The sequence below is a fragment of the Pseudarthrobacter sp. MOO14 genome, assembly GCF_058267675.1.
This window is the reverse complement of the sequence record NZ_CM177849.1, coordinates 623,290-640,751: the sequence shown is the minus strand read 5'-3', so window position 1 is coordinate 640,751 and position 17,462 is coordinate 623,290. Positions and strand designations below refer to the sequence as shown.

At 67.1% G+C, this 17,462-nt stretch carries 16 protein-coding genes and 2 tRNA genes; 13 read left to right on the top strand and 5 right to left on the bottom strand.

The genetic code is table 11. The features are described from left to right. Positions 1-2: 2 nt before the first annotated feature. Positions 3-1,196, bottom strand: coding sequence for a sensor histidine kinase (locus AC4EEV_RS02980; RefSeq protein ID WP_109045019.1), 1,194 nt, complete (start codon positions 1,194-1,196; stop codon positions 3-5). A 142-nt stretch (positions 1,197-1,338) separates the two neighbouring features. On the opposite strand from AC4EEV_RS02980, the gene AC4EEV_RS02975 reads away from it, so the two are divergent. Together AC4EEV_RS02975 and AC4EEV_RS02970 are read left to right on the top strand one after the other, a co-directional pair. After that, complete coding sequence (locus AC4EEV_RS02975; RefSeq protein WP_018760045.1) at positions 1,339-2,391, top strand: 3-isopropylmalate dehydrogenase; 1,053 nt, start codon at positions 1,339-1,341, stop codon at positions 2,389-2,391. Between the two features lie 104 nt (positions 2,392-2,495). After that, positions 2,496-3,608, top strand: coding sequence for a branched-chain amino acid aminotransferase (locus tag AC4EEV_RS02970; protein ID WP_491330110.1), 1,113 nt, complete (start codon positions 2,496-2,498; stop codon positions 3,606-3,608). A gap of 76 nt (positions 3,609-3,684) precedes the next feature. On the opposite strand, the gene AC4EEV_RS02965 is transcribed toward AC4EEV_RS02970, so the two are convergent. Further along, a complete protein-coding gene (locus AC4EEV_RS02965; RefSeq protein WP_491330109.1) occupies positions 3,685-4,278 on the bottom strand; it encodes a hypothetical protein in 594 nt (197 codons plus the stop codon). Between the two features lie 138 nt (positions 4,279-4,416). Here AC4EEV_RS02965 and AC4EEV_RS02960 point away from each other — a divergent pair, with 138 nt between their 5' ends. Genes AC4EEV_RS02960 through AC4EEV_RS02945 form a run of 4 tightly spaced genes read left to right on the top strand, consistent with a single transcriptional unit; the run spans position 4,417 to position 8,344 of the window. Beyond that, positions 4,417-5,244 carry an MBL fold metallo-hydrolase gene (locus tag AC4EEV_RS02960; RefSeq protein WP_018760041.1) on the top strand — a complete coding sequence of 276 codons (828 nt, stop codon included), beginning with the start codon at positions 4,417-4,419 and terminating at the stop codon, positions 5,242-5,244. Positions 5,245-5,249: 5 nt separating this feature from the next. After that, positions 5,250-6,026 carry a fumarylacetoacetate hydrolase family protein gene (locus tag AC4EEV_RS02955; RefSeq protein ID WP_491330108.1) on the top strand — a complete coding sequence of 259 codons (777 nt, stop codon included), beginning with the start codon at positions 5,250-5,252 and terminating at the stop codon, positions 6,024-6,026. 57 nt (positions 6,027-6,083) lie between these two features. Next, positions 6,084-7,598: a glutamate--tRNA ligase gene (gene gltX, locus AC4EEV_RS02950; protein WP_491330107.1), complete on the top strand. Its 1,515-nt coding sequence runs from the start codon at positions 6,084-6,086 to the stop codon at positions 7,596-7,598. After that, positions 7,598-8,344: an HAD family hydrolase gene (locus AC4EEV_RS02945; protein ID WP_018760038.1), complete on the top strand. Its 747-nt coding sequence runs from the start codon at positions 7,598-7,600 to the stop codon at positions 8,342-8,344. Before gltX ends, AC4EEV_RS02945 begins: the two co-directional genes overlap by 1 nt. A 22-nt stretch (positions 8,345-8,366) precedes the next feature. Here AC4EEV_RS02945 and AC4EEV_RS02940 read toward each other — a convergent pair whose 3' ends face one another. Further along, a complete protein-coding gene (locus tag AC4EEV_RS02940) occupies positions 8,367-9,926 on the bottom strand; it encodes a hypothetical protein (RefSeq protein ID WP_491330106.1) in 1,560 nt (519 codons plus the stop codon). 299 nt (positions 9,927-10,225) lie between these two features. On the opposite strand from AC4EEV_RS02940, the gene AC4EEV_RS02935 reads away from it, so the two are divergent. Both AC4EEV_RS02935 and AC4EEV_RS02930 read left to right on the top strand, forming a co-directional pair. Then, a tRNA-Gln gene (locus tag AC4EEV_RS02935) sits at positions 10,226-10,297 on the top strand. 128 nt (positions 10,298-10,425) lie between these two features. Next, a tRNA-Glu gene (locus tag AC4EEV_RS02930) sits at positions 10,426-10,501 on the top strand. Between the two features lie 141 nt (positions 10,502-10,642). Here AC4EEV_RS02930 and AC4EEV_RS02925 read toward each other — a convergent pair. Together AC4EEV_RS02925 and AC4EEV_RS02920 are read right to left on the bottom strand one after the other, a co-directional pair. Continuing rightward, on the bottom strand, positions 10,643-11,191 hold the full coding sequence (locus AC4EEV_RS02925) for a DUF1697 domain-containing protein (protein WP_109045014.1): 549 nt from the start codon (positions 11,189-11,191) through the stop codon (positions 10,643-10,645). 55 nt (positions 11,192-11,246) lie between these two features. Continuing rightward, positions 11,247-11,966 (bottom strand): IclR family transcriptional regulator, encoded by a 720-nt coding sequence (locus AC4EEV_RS02920; RefSeq protein ID WP_009356552.1) that lies wholly within the window; start codon positions 11,964-11,966, stop codon positions 11,247-11,249. 113 nt (positions 11,967-12,079) lie between these two features. Between AC4EEV_RS02920 and leuC the strand changes: the two genes are divergently transcribed. The 5 genes from leuC (at position 12,080) to AC4EEV_RS02895 (ending at position 17,460) form a co-directional block, all read left to right on the top strand. Further along, on the top strand, positions 12,080-13,552 hold the full coding sequence (leuC, locus tag AC4EEV_RS02915; protein ID WP_491330105.1) for a 3-isopropylmalate dehydratase large subunit: 1,473 nt from the start codon (positions 12,080-12,082) through the stop codon (positions 13,550-13,552). A 9-nt stretch (positions 13,553-13,561) separates the two neighbouring features. After that, positions 13,562-14,164, top strand: a complete 603-nt coding sequence (gene leuD / locus AC4EEV_RS02910; RefSeq protein WP_018760034.1) for a 3-isopropylmalate dehydratase small subunit — start codon at positions 13,562-13,564, stop codon at positions 14,162-14,164. A 147-nt stretch (positions 14,165-14,311) separates the two neighbouring features. Beyond that, complete coding sequence (gene murA / locus AC4EEV_RS02905; protein ID WP_026264222.1) at positions 14,312-15,637, top strand: UDP-N-acetylglucosamine 1-carboxyvinyltransferase; 1,326 nt, start codon at positions 14,312-14,314, stop codon at positions 15,635-15,637. 9 nt (positions 15,638-15,646) lie between these two features. After that, positions 15,647-16,414, top strand: a complete 768-nt coding sequence (locus tag AC4EEV_RS02900) for a lysophospholipid acyltransferase family protein (RefSeq protein ID WP_026264221.1) — start codon at positions 15,647-15,649, stop codon at positions 16,412-16,414. Next, a complete protein-coding gene (locus tag AC4EEV_RS02895) occupies positions 16,411-17,460 on the top strand; it encodes an NAD(P)H-dependent glycerol-3-phosphate dehydrogenase (protein ID WP_018760031.1) in 1,050 nt (349 codons plus the stop codon). Before AC4EEV_RS02900 ends, AC4EEV_RS02895 begins: the two co-directional genes overlap by 4 nt. Positions 17,461-17,462: the final 2 nt, after the last annotated feature.

Here is a 17,462-nt window from a genome sequence, read left to right as displayed (position 1 = left end):
GCTCAAGCCTCGGTGTAGGGAAGGAAGGCCGAAACCTGGAAGCCCCCGCCCGCGGCCGGGCCGGCCGCCAACGAACCATCGTAAAGGCTGATCCGCTCCCTCATGCCCCGCAGCCCGTTACCGCCGCCTTCCCCGGCTCCGACTGCCGGATGGGCAGAAGCGCCCCGGCCGTCGTCGTGCACCTCAAGCTGCAGCCCGCGCGGCTGCCACCGCACCAAGACCCGGGCCCGGGCTTGCGGACCTGCATGCTTGAGGACGTTCGTCAGGGATTCCTGGAGGACCCGGTATGCGGTGAGTTCGGCGCCCGGAGGCAGGGTGCGCCGCGGAGACCCCAGCTGTTCGACGTCCAGCGGAAGGCCTGCCGCACGGAACCCCAGGAACAGTTCATCGAGGTCCGCAAGTCCGGGCAACGGGCGGGTGGTGGACTCATCGCCGTGCCGCAGCACACCCAGGAGGCGGCGCATTTCGGCCAGTGACGTCCGTGCCGTGGCGGCAACCGTGGCCAGCGTCTCCGTGGCCACGGCGGGGTCGGCAGCCGCGGCGTACCGCGCACCGTCAGATTGCGTGATGATCACGGACAGGGAATGCGCCACGATGTCATGCATCTCACGGGCAATGTGCGCCCGTTCATCGGCTGCCGCCAGGGAGCGTTCCTGCTGCTGTTCGATTTCGAGCCGGCGGGCACGGTCCGCCAGGGTCTGCAGTTGCTGCCGGCGCACGCGCGTCAGGTCTCCGAGGGTCCAGCTGAACAGCACCAGCATCCAGATCAGGACCGTGTAGACAGCGCTGATGGTCAGGCCCAGCACGCCTGTCTCAGCCGTGCTGCTGAGATTGCGGGTTGTCAGCAGCACGCCGCCCAGCAGTCCCAGTCCCAGGACCGTACGGCTGGCCCGGGCAGGACCGTACGCGGCAACGGCATAGATAATCAGCGGAACAGCCAGCAGCCCGGCCAGCGGCTCCAGCCCTGTTGCCCACAAGACCAGGCACGCCAGTACGGTGGCGCCGGCCGCGTGCACCGGCCTGGTGCGCCGCCACGCCAGCGGCACCACCAGGGCGCACGACAGCAGGAAGTGCCAGGGACGGTCCGCCATGAGGTAAACGGGACCGCACATCAGCAGGACCGCCAGCATGAGGACCAGGTCAACCCGGAAAGTGTTGACCCGGATCCAGTGATAAACCTTGTGCCGTAATTCCACCCCGGAACTCTATGCTGTCGTGGTGGCGAGTGCCTCATCCCTGGGGCTGATCCTTCTCCGGCCGCCGCGCCGCCCGCAGACGCCGTGTCCGAAATGTGGGACGGCTTGCCCACCATATGGATGACTTGGCTACCCTGAAAACATGAGCGCATCCTCCATCGATCTTGCAGTTATTCCCGGCGACGGCATCGGCCCCGAAGTCATTGCCGAGGCCCTCAAAGTCCTCGAGAAGGCCGTGGCCGCGGAGGGCGTGCAGCTCAAGCCGACACATTACGAACTCGGCGCCGAGCACTGGCTCGCCACCGGCGAAACCCTGCCGGACCACGTCCTGGCGGACCTGAAGACGCGCGACGCGATCCTCTTCGGTGCCGTCGGCGCCGCCCCGGGCGACACCCGCATCCCCTCCGGAATCATCGAACGCGAACTGCTCCTCAAGCTCCGCTTCAGCCTGGACCACTTCGTCAACCTGCGGCCGTCGCGGCTTTACGGGACGGTCGGCAGCCCGCTGGCCAACCCCGGGACCATCGACTTCATCGTGGTGCGTGAGGGAACCGAGGGGCCGTACGTGGGAAACGGCGGCACGCTGCGTGCCGGAACCCCGCACGAGGTCGCCACGGAAGTCTCCCTGAACACCGCACACGGTGTGGAGCGCGTGGTCCGCGACGCCTTCCGCCGCGCCAGCCTCCGCGAACGCAAGCACGTCACCCTGGTCCACAAGCACAACGTCCTGGTCTTCGCCGGGCATCTCTGGAAGCGCACCGTCGAGGCTGTCGCCCAGGAATTCCCGGGCGTCACCCACGACTACCTGCACGTTGATGCCGCCACCATCTTCATGGTCACGGACCCGTCCCGCTTCGACGTCATCGTCACCGACAACCTGTTCGGCGATATCATCACCGACCTCGCTGCCGCCGTCACCGGCGGCATCGGCCTGGCGGCGTCCGGCAACATCAACATGGACCGCACGGCGCCTTCCATGTTCGAGCCGGTCCACGGTTCGGCGCCGGACATCGCCGGCCAGGGCAAGGCCGACCCCACCGCGGCCATCCTCTCCGCGGCACTCCTGCTGGACCACCTGGGGTACGCGGAAGCCGCACGCCGGATCGAAGCCGCTGTGGTTGCCGACGTCGAACAACGCGACGGAACCGCCCGCAGCACCAGCGCCGTCGGCGACGCCATCGCCGCCGGACTCTAGCCCACGCCGGGGGCTCCGGCTTCGGGCGTAAGCTTGACTCGAATCACCAAATGCCGCCTCGCTGTTCAGCGCTGAACCCCGGGGCGGCCGATCGTGGAGGAACCATGACTCAGACCGCCCATGGCGTCGAATTCACCCGGCAGCTTTCGGAGAACCCGAAGTCCGCCGAAGAGCGTGCAGCCATCCTGGCAAACCCGGGATTCGGCAACTACTTCACCGACCACACCGCCATCGTCGACTACAGCGTTGACGCGGACGGCAACGGCGGCTGGCACGATGCCCGGATCGAGCCCTACGGCCCGATCGTCCTTGACCCGTCCGCCGCCGTGTTCCACTACGGCCAGGAAATCTTCGAGGGACTCAAGGCGTACCGGCACGCTGACGGCTCCGTCTGGACGTTCCGGCCCGAGGCGAACGCGGCCCGGCTGAACAAGTCGGCCCGCCGGCTGGCCTTGCCCGAACTGCCGGCCGAATACTTCCTCGGCGCCATCCGCGAACTGGTGGCTGCCGACAAGGAATGGGTTCCTTCCGGCGACGGCGAAGCCCTCTACCTGCGCCCCTTCATGATCGCCACCGAGGCCTTCCTGGGTGTCCGCGCCGCCCGCGAGGTGTCCTTCCGGGTGATCGCCTCTCCGGCCGGCAACTACTTCGGCGGCGAACTCAAGCCGGTCTCCATCTGGATCTCGCGCCAGTACGCCCGCGCCGGCCGCGGCGGCACCGGCGACGCCAAGTGCGGCGGGAACTACGCCGCCTCGCTCATCGCGCAGCAGGAGGCCGAGACCAACGGCTGCAAGCAGGTCCTGTTCCTCGACCAGGCCAATGACAACGCCGTGGAAGAGCTGGGCGGCATGAACGTCTTTTTCGTCATGAAGGACGGCTCCCTGGTCACGCCCGCCCTCACCGGCACCATCCTGGAAGGCGTCACCCGGATGTCCGTGATCCAGGTGGCCAAGGACATGGGCCGTGACGTGGCGGAGCGGAAGATCACCCTTGACGAGTGGCGCGACGGCGTGGCCTCGGGCGATATTGCCGAAGTGTTCGCATGTGGCACAGCTGCCGTGATCACCCCCATCGGGGTGCTGAAGGACGCCACCGAGTTCATTGGTTCCGAGGACGCCAAAGCCGGCGAAACCACCATGGCCATCCGCGAAAAGCTCCTGGGCATCCAGACCGGCGCCGAACCGGACACGCACGGCTGGCTGACACGCCTGGCCTAGGTTCTGCCCTGACGACGGCGCCTCCCGGACTTGGGTCCGGCAGGCGCCGTTTTGCGTTGCCGCAGGGGGTGCCGGGTCAGCGGCGTGCGGCTTTCCGGGCAGCGTTCTTCATCGCTTTGCGGGACACGGGCTTGAGTGCCTTGCGGGCAGCTTCTTCCGCCAGGGCGCGGTTGCGCCGGGCGTCGATCAGGTCGTTCCAGAGCGTGGTGGCAAAGACGCCGCCGTCCTGGGCATAGACGTCGTAGGGATAGCCGGCGAAGACGGCGGGGGTGGGGCCGCTGGTGAACAGGTCCTTGCCGCCGGCCTGGGCCACTGCGTCGCCGACAGCCCAGGTCCGGGTCAGGTGGCGGATGAGGTTTTCCTGGACAAAGACGGCGGCGTCAGCGGAGCGGGAGGCCTGGTCCAGCAGCGCTTCCAGGTCCTCGGCGATCAGGGCGGCGCCGGCCTGGTCAGCGGGCGCGGAGGCGGCGGACAGTTCCGCCGTGATGCCGGTGACGGCGTCCGTCCAGTCGGTTGTCTCACGGAACTTCCTCCAGGTGGGAAACCAGATGATGCTGCCGGTCGCGTGGTTGTGGATGTGCAGGAGGCCGGTGGCCTTTTCGGTCGCCGAATGGTCGTGGCCGTCCGCGTCCGCGCGGGCGAGAAGGTCGGCGAGTGAAGGTGTGCTCATGGGGCGGTGTCCGGCTTCCTGGTGGGGATCGTTGTGCTGTCACAGGTTGCCAACCCCCGCGGGCGGCCGATCTATTCCGCCGCTGCCCTCCGGGACAAGGGGGTGGGGGAGTGCGGGGCTTGATGCAAGGATGGATCAGTGACCCCACTTACCGGCCCCGGCCTGCAGCGCAGCTCCGGCCTCACCCAGTTCCTCCTGGCACCCAACCCGGGCCCCATGAGCCTGGACGGCACCAACTCCTACCTCCTGCGCGTCCCCGGCCGGTCCGCCGTCGTGGTGGTTGACCCGGGACCCAACGATGAACCGCACCTGGAGGCACTGTCGGGCGCCGGCGTCGTCGAACTGATCCTGGTCACGCACCGGCATGCGGACCATACTGCCGGTTCGGCCCGCCTGCACGAACTCACCGGAGCGCCGGTACGGGCAGCGGACCCAGGCCACTGCCATGGCGGCGGAGCGCCGCTGGCCGGCGGCGAACTGATCCAGGCAGCGGGACTGGATATCACGGTGCTGGCTGCCCCCGGCCACACTTCGGATTCCGTGTGCTTCCACCTGCCGGCCGACGGGCAGCACGGCTCGGTGCTGACCGGGGACACCGTCCTGGGCCGGGGCACCACCGTCCTGGACTTCCCTGACGGCACGCTGGGAGACTACCTCGCCACCCTGGACCGGTTGGAGGCCCTGGGGAACGCGACCGTGCTGCCGGCCCACGGCCCGGTATTGCCGTCCCTGCGGGACATCGTCCGGGAGTACCGCCGGCACCGCGAGGAGCGGCTGGCCCAGATCCGTGCCGCGCTCCGCGGCCTCGGCGGGGACGCATCCGTACCTGAGGTGGCGGACGCCGTCTATGCCGGCGTCGACCCTTCCGTCCGGCGCGCCGCCGAATTGTCCGTGGCCGCACAGCTTTCCTACCTTCGCGGGCACGAAGGCGGCAGGCAGGACGGCGCCGTCGAAACGGTAGGGTAGGAGCCATGCGTATTGCGAGGTTTGTTGTCGATTCCGATCCCCTGTACGGCGTTGTGGAAGGTGATAGCGGCAGTGAGGAAATCACTGTCATCCACGGCGACCCTTTCTTCAACGGTGTGGAGCGCACTTCCGTGCGCCACAAGCTGGAGGATGTCCGGCTGCTGGCGCCCATCATCCCGCGGAGCAAGGTCATCGGGGTGGGCAGGAACTTCGTGGAGCACGCACATGAGCTGGGCAACGAGGTGCCCGCCCAGCCGCTGCTGTTCCTGAAGCCCAACACCGCGGTGGTAGGTCCGAACGACCCCGTGGTCCTGCCGGAGTTTTCCGAAGAAGTCTCCTTTGAAGCCGAACTGTGCGTGGTGATCGGCCGGATCTGCAAGGACGTCCCCGAAGACCGCGTTGACGATGTCATCTTTGGCTACACGTGCGGCAACGACCTCACTGCCCGCGATGTCCAGAAGACGGACCTGCAGTGGACCCGCGCCAAGGGCTTCGACACCTCCGCTCCGCTGGGCCCGTGGATCGAGACGGACCTGGACACCGAGGACCTGCAGATCCAGGGCTGGCTCAACGGGGAAATCCGCCAGGACGGCAGCACCAGCCAGATGATCCGCGGCGTCCGGGAGCTCGTGTCCGTCGTCTCGCACGCGTTCACCCTACTGCCCGGCGACGTGATCATGACCGGAACACCGGCCGGCGTGGGACTGGTCAAGGAAGGCGACCGCTTCGAGGTGGAAATCGAAGGCATCGGCCGGCTCTCCAACCCGATCGTCCGCCGCTGACCCCGGCTGCCGCGCGGAAGGCCGGAGGGCGGCCAGGCGGGTAAAGTTGAAGCCACTATGACTATCGCTTCTTCGTCGCTTGCCGCCTCCATTCCGCCCGTCACCGCCGAGACCCCCGTTCGCGTCCGGTTTTGCCCCTCGCCCACGGGGACCCCGCACGTCGGACTGATCCGGACCGCGCTCTTCAACTGGGCCTACGCCCGCCACACCAAGGGCACCCTGGTGTTCCGGATCGAGGACACGGACGCGGCCCGGGACAGCGAGGAAAGCTACCACCAGCTGCTGGACGCACTGAAGTGGCTGGGCATCGACTGGGACGAGGGAGTCGAGGTTGGCGGCCCGCACGAACCGTACCGGCAGTCCCAGCGCGGCGACATCTACCAGGACGTCATCAAGCGCCTGCACGACGCCGGATTCATTTACGAGTCCTTTTCCACCCCTGAGGAGATCGAGGCACGCCACCGCGCCGCCGGCCGGGACCCGAAGCTGGGCTACGACGGCTTCGACCGTCACCTGACCGAGGAACAGCTGGCACAGTACCGGGCCGAGGGCCGGCAGGCCGTCCTGCGCCTGCGCATGCCGGACGAGGACATCACGTTCACCGACCTGGTCCGCGGCGAAATTACGTTCAAGGCCGGATCGGTGCCCGACTTCGCCGTGGTGCGTGCCAACGGTGCCCCGTTGTACACCTTGGTCAACCCCGTGGACGACGCCCTGATGGGGATCACGCACGTGCTCCGCGGCGAAGACCTGCTCAGCTCCACGCCGCGCCAGGTCGCCCTCTACCGGGCCCTCTACGCCATCGGCGTCGCCGAGTACATGCCGGAGTTCGGCCACCTGCCGTACGTCATGGGCCAGGGCAACAAGAAGCTCTCCAAGCGGGACCCCGAGTCCAGCCTCTTCCTGCACCGCGAGCGGGGCTTCATCCCGGAAGGGCTGCTGAACTACCTTTCCCTGCTTGGCTGGTCGCTGAGCGCCGACGAAGACATCTTTACCGTCGAGCAGCTCGTTGAGCACTTCGACATCCACGACGTCCTGGGCAACCCCGCGCGTTTCGACCTGAAGAAGGCCGAGGCCATCAACGGCACGCACGTCCGGATGCTTGAGCCCAAGGTCTTCCGCGACCGGGTGGCGCACTACCTGCGCGACGCAGGCTTGGTGGGGGAGATCCTCACTGACCGCGAGGAAGAAATCCTCACCGAAGCCGCGCCGCTGATCCAGGAGCGCATCACGCTGCTGGGCGAGGCGCCGCACATGCTGGCTTTCCTGTTCAAGGCGGACGACGCCGTCGACGTCGCAGATGACGCCCGCAAGGGCCTTCCCGAGAACCTTTCCGAGGTGCTGGATGCCGCGCTTGCCGCGCTGGAACCGGTGGCAGACTGGACAGCGGAGAGCATCCAGGCAGCCCTGAAGCAGGCCCTGGTGGAGGACCTTGGCATCAAACCGCGGCTCGCTTTCGGGCCGGTACGGACGGCTGTTTCCGGCCGGCGGATCTCCCCGCCCCTGTTCGAATCGATGGTCATCCTGGGCAAGGAGTCCTCCCTGCGCAGGCTCCGCGCCTTCCGCGGCTGATGACGGCACCGAGCGAAGCCCGGTCGGGTGCCCGGCATACGCCCTGGGGAGTGGTCAGGGGCGTCCTGTTCGACATCGACGACACCCTGGTGGACCTTGAGTACTCGATGACCACCGCCTTGCGCGAGGTCAGTGAACACCTCCTGCCCGGCCTGGACCAGGCCGGCTGGGAGCGGTTCGGCCGGATCTTCACCCATGAGACCACGCACTACTACGACCGCTACCTGGCCGGCGAGCTGACGTTCAACGAACAGCGCCTCCTCCGGGGCCGCGCCGCACTGGGCCACTTTGGCGTTGAACTGGGCGACGGCGATGAATCGCACCGCTGGCTGGCCGCGTACGTGGAAAAGCAGCCGTCCTACGTGAAGCCGTTCCCGGATGTTTCGCCGCTTCTTGACGTCTTGGACGCTGCCGGGATCCCGTACGGCGCCGTCAGCAACAACGTCCACGATTACCAGCGCGCCAAGCTGGACGGCGCCGGCCTTGAACGCGTGAAGCACCTCGTCGGAACTGACACCCTGGGCGTGGCCAAGCCGGATCCCGCCATCTACCTGGAAGGCGTCCGGCTCTTGGGCACCGTCCCGGCCGAGACGATGTACGTGGGCGATAACCGGCTGCTGGACGCGGAAGGCTCGACGGCGGCCGGACTGGTTGGCGTCTGGCTCAACCGGAACGCCGAGACCGCGGCCCACTTTGGTGGAACCGCGGTCACCACGTTGGCGGATCTCCTCCCGCTCTTCGCCTAAGTCCTGTCCGGGCGGTCGTCCATCAGGCGGCCTTAATCCGGGCGGCGCGGCGAAGGAGGAGATATCCGCCAACGGCGGCTCCCACCAGCAGGGCGATCAGCAGCAATGCCGTGACGGGGCTGTCCAGCCAGGACGACGGCGACACGGCGGCCACCTTCGTGTGCAGTTCCTGCGTTCCGGCCGCGATCCTGGCATTGCCCTCGGCAAGCGTGCCGGCACCGTCCGCCAACTGGCCCGAACCGTCATCAAGCTTGCCGTTGCCGTCGGCGAGTTTCCCGGTTCCATCCGCCAGCTGGGCGGATCCCGACTGCAATTGTCCCGTGCCTTGGCTCAGCGCGGTGGTGCCCTCCGACAACGCCTCGGTCCCGGCCAGGAGTCCCGGGTTGGCAGGATCGCCGCCGCCGTTGACGCCGGCACTGAGCTTGGTGGTGCCGTCCTGGAGGTTGTTGGCGGCGTAGATCAGGCCGGGGCTGTCCGGATCGCCGGGGACGCCATCCATGCCGGTCCGGATCTTCGCCGTGCCATCCGCCAACATCGAGGTACCCAGCACCACGCCGGGGTTTTGGGGGTCGGTGGCGTTGAGCATCTCCGCCAGGGTGGCGAAGCCCGCCTTCAGCCGGCCCGCCCCGTCATCCAGCTGGGCGGCTCCCGCGGTCAGACTGCCGGTTCCGGCCTTGAGCTGCCCGGCTCCGTCGTTCAGCTTTGCTGCTCCCGCATCGAGCTGCCCCGCTCCCGCGTAGGCGCGTCGGCCGCCGTCGGCCAACTTGGCGATCTGGTCCTTGATGAGGGCCAGGGGAACCAGGCCCTGGGGCCCGTTCGCCGCTGCTTCCAGCTGGTCCAGCCCCTGGCTGAGCGCGGCCAGCCCGTCTCCCTTGGTTGGATCGTTCCCCGCGCCGGGGTAGCCCGTCAGCTGCGCTGTTCCGTTCTTCAACGCCGCTGTTCCTGCGCTCAGGCTGCTGGCGCCGGCGTCGAGCTGACCTGCGCCGGCCGCGAGCCGGCCCGTTCCCGCCGCCAGCTGTCCGGCGCCGTCGGCAAGGTTGTTGGGGGCGTTGCCGCCCGCGGTGGGGGTGAGCGCGGCGGACAGCGCGACGGCGCCGGCCTGGAGCTTCCGGGCTCCGTCATCCACCTGGTAGACGCCAGGGACGAGTTTGTTCAGGACGTCATTTTGCAGCTTGGTGGTGCCGGCATGAAGCTTGTCCACGCCGGGGGCGAGCTGGTCCCTGACACCTGAGTAGATCTTGCCCGCACCCGATTGCAGGGCGAGGGCTCCGTTGTTGAGTTGGGTGGTGCCGTCCTTGACCTTGAGCGATCCGTCCTGCACTTGCGCTGCGCCCTTGTTCGCTGCGCCTGCGCCCGCTGCCAGCCGGCCCGAGCCGTCCTTGAGCTGGGCGGCGCCCGCTGCGGCTTGTTCCGCCCCGTCCATCAGCTGGGCAGAGCCGTTGGCGATCTGGCCCGTGAGGTAGGTATAGAAGGCGAGGAAGAGGACGAGCAGGAGGGAGAGGGCCATGATGGCGATGAATTGTGGCCGGGGTTTGCGGGTTGCGGCTGCAATGGCTGCTGTACGGGTTGTCAACGCTGACACTTCCTAACTTCCGCCGGACAGCGGTGTCCGGTGGCGAAACCGTGGTTGGCAGGGCGGTCCCTTGACCTCGTGGGTGCCCGTGGAAACAGGGCAGGGGGCTTGTTACTGATCGGTAACTTACTCGAGGGTAACCATAACGGTGGATGCCGGGCAAGGGTTTGGACGGTTCGCTTTCGCGAAGCCCGGAGGCGCAGGCCGCGCCGGATTTGTGCGAGCCCCAAGTCTCGGGTAAAGTAATTTCTCGTGCTGAGGCGCACGGAGCAGGGAAAACGCCCTGGAATCCGGCCCGAAAGTGCCATTGGGATATGGTGTAATTGGCAACACTACGGTTTCTGGTACCGTCATTCTAGGTTCGAGTCCTGGTATCCCAGCTCTGGTTTGAAGCCCATTCGGGCAGGCAAAACAGAAGGTTTCCACTCGGTTCGCCGATTTGAAACCACGGCAAAGTGTGTGAAATACTCACTGAGCCGAGCAGCGGAAACGCTGCCGGAAAGTACGCGGCCCCATCGTATAGCGGCCTAGTACGCCGCCCTCTCACGGCGGTAACGCGGGTTCGAATCCCGCTGGGGTCACCATGGAATGGTCCCGGGCATCAGCCCGGGACCATTTTTTATTTGCCCGAAATTCGCTGGCGGACAATCCCCGCTCAATGGACTGAACCCCGCGCCGCCCGGCGGGGAGTGGTCCTCCGTGCGGGGAGTCTTCCGCGGAGCCGCTTAGGAGTCCGCCTCCAATGCGGCCGCTGCATCCCGGACCTTGATCAGGGTGCGCAGGTTGCGGGTGGTGGTAGCGGCCTTGAACCTGGACTTCGAGCTGACCTTGCTGAAGGGGCTGTCCAGGGTGCCCCCCACCGGGGCCAGCCACGCCAGCGCTTCAGGTCCAAGGCGCTTCTGGTCCTGGCCCTCTATGGCTGCGCCGGCCGCTTCCAGTTCGTCCAGGACGGCGGTATCCGACGAGAAGGTGATGTAGGTGTGGGTGGATTTGTCATCCTCCGGATAAGGGCAGGCATCCACCAGTTCGGCCACTCGTCCGCCGTCCACGACGACCACCCAGGCTTCATAACCGAACGCTGCCCGGAGGCATTCTTCGGCTTCGCGTTTGACGCCGGTTGCATCCAGGCTGCTGGTCAGCACCACGTTCCCGCTGGCCAGCAGAGTCCTGGCATCGGCGAAGCCCGAAGCTTTCAGTGCGTCCCGGAGGTCCGCCATTTTGATGTTGATTCCGCCAACATTGATTCCACGGAGGAAGACTGCGTAGCTGCCCATGGCCACAGCCTAGTGGCCGCGCCGTCCGCAGGAGCGGACAACGCGGCGGATCCCCTTAGTCGTTGTTCTTGCGCAGGGCTTCGGTGAGGATGCGGCCGGCGTTGCAGACCACCTCTGCGTGCAGGCGCCCCGGCTGGCGGGTCAGCCGCTCGATCGGGCCGGAAATTGAGACGGCGGCGATCACCCGGCCGGACGGTCCCCGCACCGGCGCGGAGACGGAGGCGACACCGGGCTCACGTTCGCCGAGGCTCTGTCCCCAGCCGCGTCGTCGTACGCCTGCCAGGACGGTGGGCGTGAAGCGAGCTGACTGCAGGCCCTCGAGCAGCCGGTCGTGGTCCTCCCAGGCGAGAAGCACCTGGGCGGCGGAGCCGGCCTTCATGGACAGCTGCGTGCCCACCGGGATGGTGTCGCGCAGGCCGATGGGGCGCTCGGCGGAGGCAACGCACACGCGCCAGTCGCCCTGCCGGCGGAAGATCTGGGCGCTTTCGCCCGTGGCGTCCCGCAGTTGCATGAGGACGGGGCCGGCGGAGGCGATCAGGCGGTCCTCGCCCGCGGCCGAGGCCAGTTCCACCAGCCGGCTGCCAAGGACGAACCGGCCCTGGATATCGCGGCTCACCAGCCGGTGGTGGACGAGTGCCAGCGCGAGCCGGTGAACCGTGGGCCGGGCCAGCCCGGTGGCGGCCACAAGCTGTGCCAGCGTGGTGGGGCCGGCCTCGAGTGCATCGAGCACCTGGGCTGCTTTATCAATGACGCCGACTCCACTAGAATTGTCCATGTAATGATATTGCCGTCTCAATATCTGAGATGCAAATCTTTCGGCTGGCGCAGTGCGGAGCCGTCCTGATTCAGTTGGACTCAACAGCCAAACAGCAGTGAAGGGAGATGGCCATGGCAAAGACATTGGCCGAGAAAGTCTGGGACGCGCACGTGGTGCGCAAAGGCGACGGCGAAGGAGCCAACGCCCAGCCCGACCTCCTCTTTATTGATCTCCACCTGGTCCACGAAGTTACCTCCCCGCAGGCCTTCGAAGGGCTGCGGCTCGCCGGCCGCCCGCTGCGCCGGCCGGACCTGACCATTGCCACCGAGGACCACAACACCCCCACGCTGGACATCGACAAGCCGATTGCCGACCTCACCAGCCGGACCCAGATCCAGACCCTGCGCAACAACTGCGCCGAGTTCGGCGTCCGCCTGCACAGCCTCGGCGACGCCGAACAGGGCATCGTCCACGTGGTCGGCCCGCAACTCGGCCTGACCCAACCCGGCATGACGGTGGTCTGCGGCGACTCGCACACCTCCACGCACGGCGCCTTCGGCGCGCTGGCCATGGGTATCGGCACCTCCGAGGTGGAGCACGTCATGGCCACCCAGACCCTGTCCCTGAAGCCCTTCAAGACCATGGCCATCAACGTCGAGGGCACGTTGCGCCCGGGCGTTACTGCCAAGGACATCATCCTCGCCGTGATCGCCAAGATCGGCACCGGCGGCGGCCAGGGCTACGTCCTGGAATACCGCGGCTCCGCCATCCGCGCGCTCTCCATGGAAGCCCGGATGACCATCTGCAATATGTCCATCGAGGCCGGCGCCCGGGCCGGTATGGTGGCCCCGGACGAGACCACCTACGAGTACATGAAGGGCCGCCCCCACGCGCCTGAAGGCGCGGACTGGGACGCCGCCGTCGAGTACTGGAACACGCTGCGTACCGACGACGACGCCACCTTCGACGTGCAGGTGGACCTGGACGCCAACACGCTTGAGCCGTTCGTCACCTGGGGCACCAACCCGGGCCAGGGTGTGTCCCTGTCCGGGTCCGTCCCGTCACCGGAGGACTTCGGCGACGAAAACGCCAAGGCCGCTGCCGAGCGCGCCCTGCAGTACATGGGACTCGAAGCCGGCACGCCCATGAAGGACATCCGCGTGGACACCGTCTTCCTGGGCTCCTGCACCAACTCCCGGATGGAGGACCTGCGCGCCGCTGCCGACATCATCCGCGGCCGGCAAAAGGACCCCAACATCCGGATGCTGGTGGTCCCGGGCTCCGCCCGCGTCCGGCTCGAAGCGGAAGCCGAGGGGCTGGACAAGGTCTTCAAGGACTTTGGTGCCGAGTGGCGCTTTGCCGGCTGCTCCATGTGCCTGGGCATGAACCCGGACCAGCTGGAAGTGGGGGAGCGTTGCGCCTCAACCTCCAACCGCAACTTCGAGGGCCGGCAGGGCAAGGGCGGCCGCACCCACCTGGTTTCCCCGGTGGTGGCAGCAGCCACGGCCGTCCGGGGCACGCTCAGCTCGCCGTCGGACCTTGACCCGGCTCCCGAGCCGGCGGTTCAGCCTGTCGAAACCCCATCCGCAAGCCACGCAGCCTAGGACAGCACCATGGAAAAGTTCACCAAGCACACCGGCGTTGGCGTCCCGCTGCGCCAGAGCAACGTCGACACCGACCAGATCATCCCGGCAGTGTACCTCAAGCGCATCACCCGGACCGGGTTCGAGGACGCCCTGTTCTCCGCCTGGCGGAAAGACCCCTCGTTCATCCTGAACCAGGAGCCCTACACTACCGGTTCGGTGCTCGTGGCAGGCCCGGACTTTGGCACCGGTTCCTCCCGCGAACACGCCGTCTGGGCGCTGAAGGACTACGGTTTCAAGGCCGTCCTGTCTTCCCGCTTCGCCGACATCTTCCGCGGCAATTCCGGCAAGCAGGGCCTGCTGGCCGCCCAGGTGGCCCAGGATGACATTGAACTGATCTGGAAAGAGCTGGAAAACGCGCCCGGAACCGAAGTCACGGTGGACCTTGAGTCAAAGACCGTCGTGTGCGGCCCCATCGTGGCGCCTTTCGAGATCGACGACTACACCCGTTGGCGGCTGCTGGAAGGCCTGGACGACATCGGGCTGACCCTCCAGCATGAAGCCGACATCACGGCCTACGAGGCCACCCGGCCCAGCTTCAAGCCGAAGACGCTTCCCGCCCGGCTGTCCTAGCACGCAGGAACGGGCCCGGCGGCAGGAAATACCCCGCCACGGACTGCCGCCGGTGCCCGCTTATTTCGGTTCGGTAACACGACCTCCTATGCTTGGTTGGAGCCTTTGCAAGGATTTGTGGGCTAGTGATCGTGAGGAAACCGGTATATGAGTAGTGTTCTGACAATCCGCGGCGGAGTCCCGCTTACAGGCCGCGTCAGCGTCCGCGGGGCAAAGAATCTTGTACCGAAGGCCATGGTGGCAGCACTGCTGGGCAACGAACCCTCGGTGTTGCGCAACGTGCCGGAGATCAAGGACGTCGAGGTCGTCACGTCCCTGCTGAAGCTGCATGGCGTGACCGTGGAGAAGGACCCGGTCAGCGGAGACCTTACCCTCGATCCGACGTCGGCGAAGACGGCCTCAAGCACCGCCATCGATGCGCACGCCGGCGATTCCCGGATCCCCATCCTGCTGTGCGGCCCCCTGATCCACGCCATTGGGGAAGCGTTTATCCCCGACCTCGGCGGCTGCAAGATCGGCGACCGCCCCATCGACTACCACCTGGACGTCCTGCGCCAGTTTGGCGCCGTCGTGGAAAAGCGCCCCGGCGGGATCCACATCTCGGCACCCAAGGGACTGCACGGAGCCAAGATCTCGCTGCCGTACCCGTCCGTCGGAGCCACCGAGCAGGTCCTCCTCAGCGCCACCCGCGCGGAAGGCATCACGGAACTCTCCGGTGCCGCCACCGAGCCCGAGGTCATCGACCTGATCGCCGTGCTGCAGAAGATGGGCGCCATCATCAGCGTCCAGACGGACCGGACCATCCGCATTGAGGGCGTCCGCGATCTGGGCGGCTACAACCACCGGGCGCTCTCGGACCGCAACGAGTCCGCGTCCTGGGCCTCGGCCGCCCTGGTTACCCGCGGCGACATCTTCGTTGAAGGCGCATCCCAGCGCGACATGATGACCTTCCTGAACACCTACCGCAAAGTGGGCGGCGGAATGGACATCGGCGAGGACGGCATCCGGTTCTACCACAAGGGCGGCAAGCTCAACCCGCTGGTCCTTGAAACAGACGTGCACCCCGGGTTCATGACGGACTGGCAGCAGCCGCTGGTGGTCGCGTTGACCCAGGCCGAGGGCGTATCAATCGTCCACGAAACGGTATACGAGAACCGCTTCGGCTTCACCGACGCCCTCATCCGCATGGGCGCCAGCATCCAGGTCCACCGGGAGTGCCTCGGCAGCGTCCCGTGCCGGTTCGGCCAGCGCAACTTCCTGCACTCGGCCGTTATCTCCGGTCCCACCCAGCTCAAGGGAACGGATATCGACGTGCCGGACCTGCGCGGCGGGTTCAGCCATCTCATCGCCGCCCTGGCCGCCACCGGAACTTCCCGGGTCACGGGCATCGACATCATCAACCGCGGCTACGAGCGCTTCACCGAAAAGCTCGCCGGCCTCGGTGCCGACTTCGACATCGCCACCACGAAGTAGCGGCGGACCGTGAAGGAAACTGCCAAAAGCAGGGCCACGTTTGTGTTCATCGCCGGGATCGCCCGCCCGCTGCTGAACCTCATGATGGCCAAGAAATGGGAAGGCACCGAGAAACTGCCTGCCGGCGGCTTCATTGCCGCGCCCAACCACTGCACCGAGATCGATCCCCTGGTTGTGGGCCACATGCTTTACAACCAAGGGCGTGCCCCGCACTTCCTGGCCAAGGCCGGCCTGTTCAAAGTCCCCGGCCTGGGCTGGCTCCTGAACGCGACCAAGCAGGTCCCCGTTGAGCGTTCGACGACGGGCGCGAACCGGTCGCTGCAGGTGGCCCAGGAGATCGTGGCCGAGGGCGGAGCAATCATCATCTATCCGGAGGGCACATTGACCCGCGACCCCGCACTCTGGCCCATGAAAGGCCATACGGGTGCGGCCAGGCTCGCCCTTGAAGGCGGAATTCCCGTCGTCCCGATCGCCCACTGGGGCGCCCACGAGGTGTTCCCCCGCTACGGCAAGCGGTTCCACGTGTTCCCGCGGAAGCTCTCCCGGGTAGTGGTGGGGGACCCGGTGGACCTCAGCGCCTTCAGCGGCCGCCCGTTGGACAAAGCGACGCTGACCGAAGCCACCGAGGTCATCATGGCCGCGATCACCGGCCTGCTGGCGGGCCTCCGCGGCGAACAGCCGCCGGCCGAACGCTGGGATCCGGCCAAGCAGCAACAAGCCAAGCACGGACGGTTCATCGACCGCGGACAGCCCGGCCCGGAAACGGAAGCACAGTGACCGTTGACCGAAAGCCGGGATCGGCCCGGACCGTGGCTGTCCTGGGCGCCGGTTCGTGGGGGACCACCTTCGCCAAGATCCTCGCAGACGCAGCCGGGGCCGCCGGCAGCCCGCGCGGGATCAAGGTGTGGGGCAGGCGCGCCGAGGTGGTGGACCAGATCAACCGGGACCACCGCAACAGCGACTACCTCAAGGACATCGTCCTGCCCGCCAGCATCACCGCTTCCACCGACGTCCGGGAGGTGCTGGCCGGGGCCGATCTTGTGGTGGTGGCCGTCCCTGCCCAATCCCTCCGCCCGCAGCTGCGGGAGTGGAAGGACATGATCGAGCCCGGAGCCGTCGTCGTATCCCTCATGAAGGGCCTCGAACTTGGCACGGATGCCCGCATGAGCGAGGTCATCAGCCAGGAACTGGGCCTGCCGCCCGAACGCATCGCCGTGGTCTCCGGACCCAACCTGGCCATGGAAATCGCGCGCGAAGAGCCGACGGCGTCGGTAGTGGCCTGCACGGATTCCGCGACCGCCGGATGGCTCGCACGGACCTGCACGGCACCGTACTTCCGTCCCTACACCACGTCGGACGTCGTCGGGGTCGAAATCGGCGGCATCGTCAAGAACGTGATCGCGCTGGCCGTGGGCATCTGCGAAGGCAAGGAAATGGGAGACAACACCAAAGCCTCGGTCATTACCCGCGGCCTGGCGGAGACCTCCCGCCTTGCGCTGGCCCTCGGCGGCGAAGCCAAGACCATGGCCGGCCTTGCCGGGCTCGGGGATCTGGTGGCGACCTGCTCATCCGCGTTGTCCCGCAACCACACCGCCGGCCGGCTCCTCGGCCAGGGGCTGACCCTGGAGGAGGTGGGCCGCAAAATGACCCAGACCGCCGAAGGCATCAAGTCCGGCCAGGCCGTGCACGAACTTGCCGGTAAGCTCGGCGTCGAAATGCCTATCACCGCCGCCGTCGTCGCGGTGCTGGCAGGCAAGCTGTCCGTTGACCAACTGGGGCCTGTCCTGCTGTCCCGGGAATTGAAACCTGAAGGCGATCACTGACC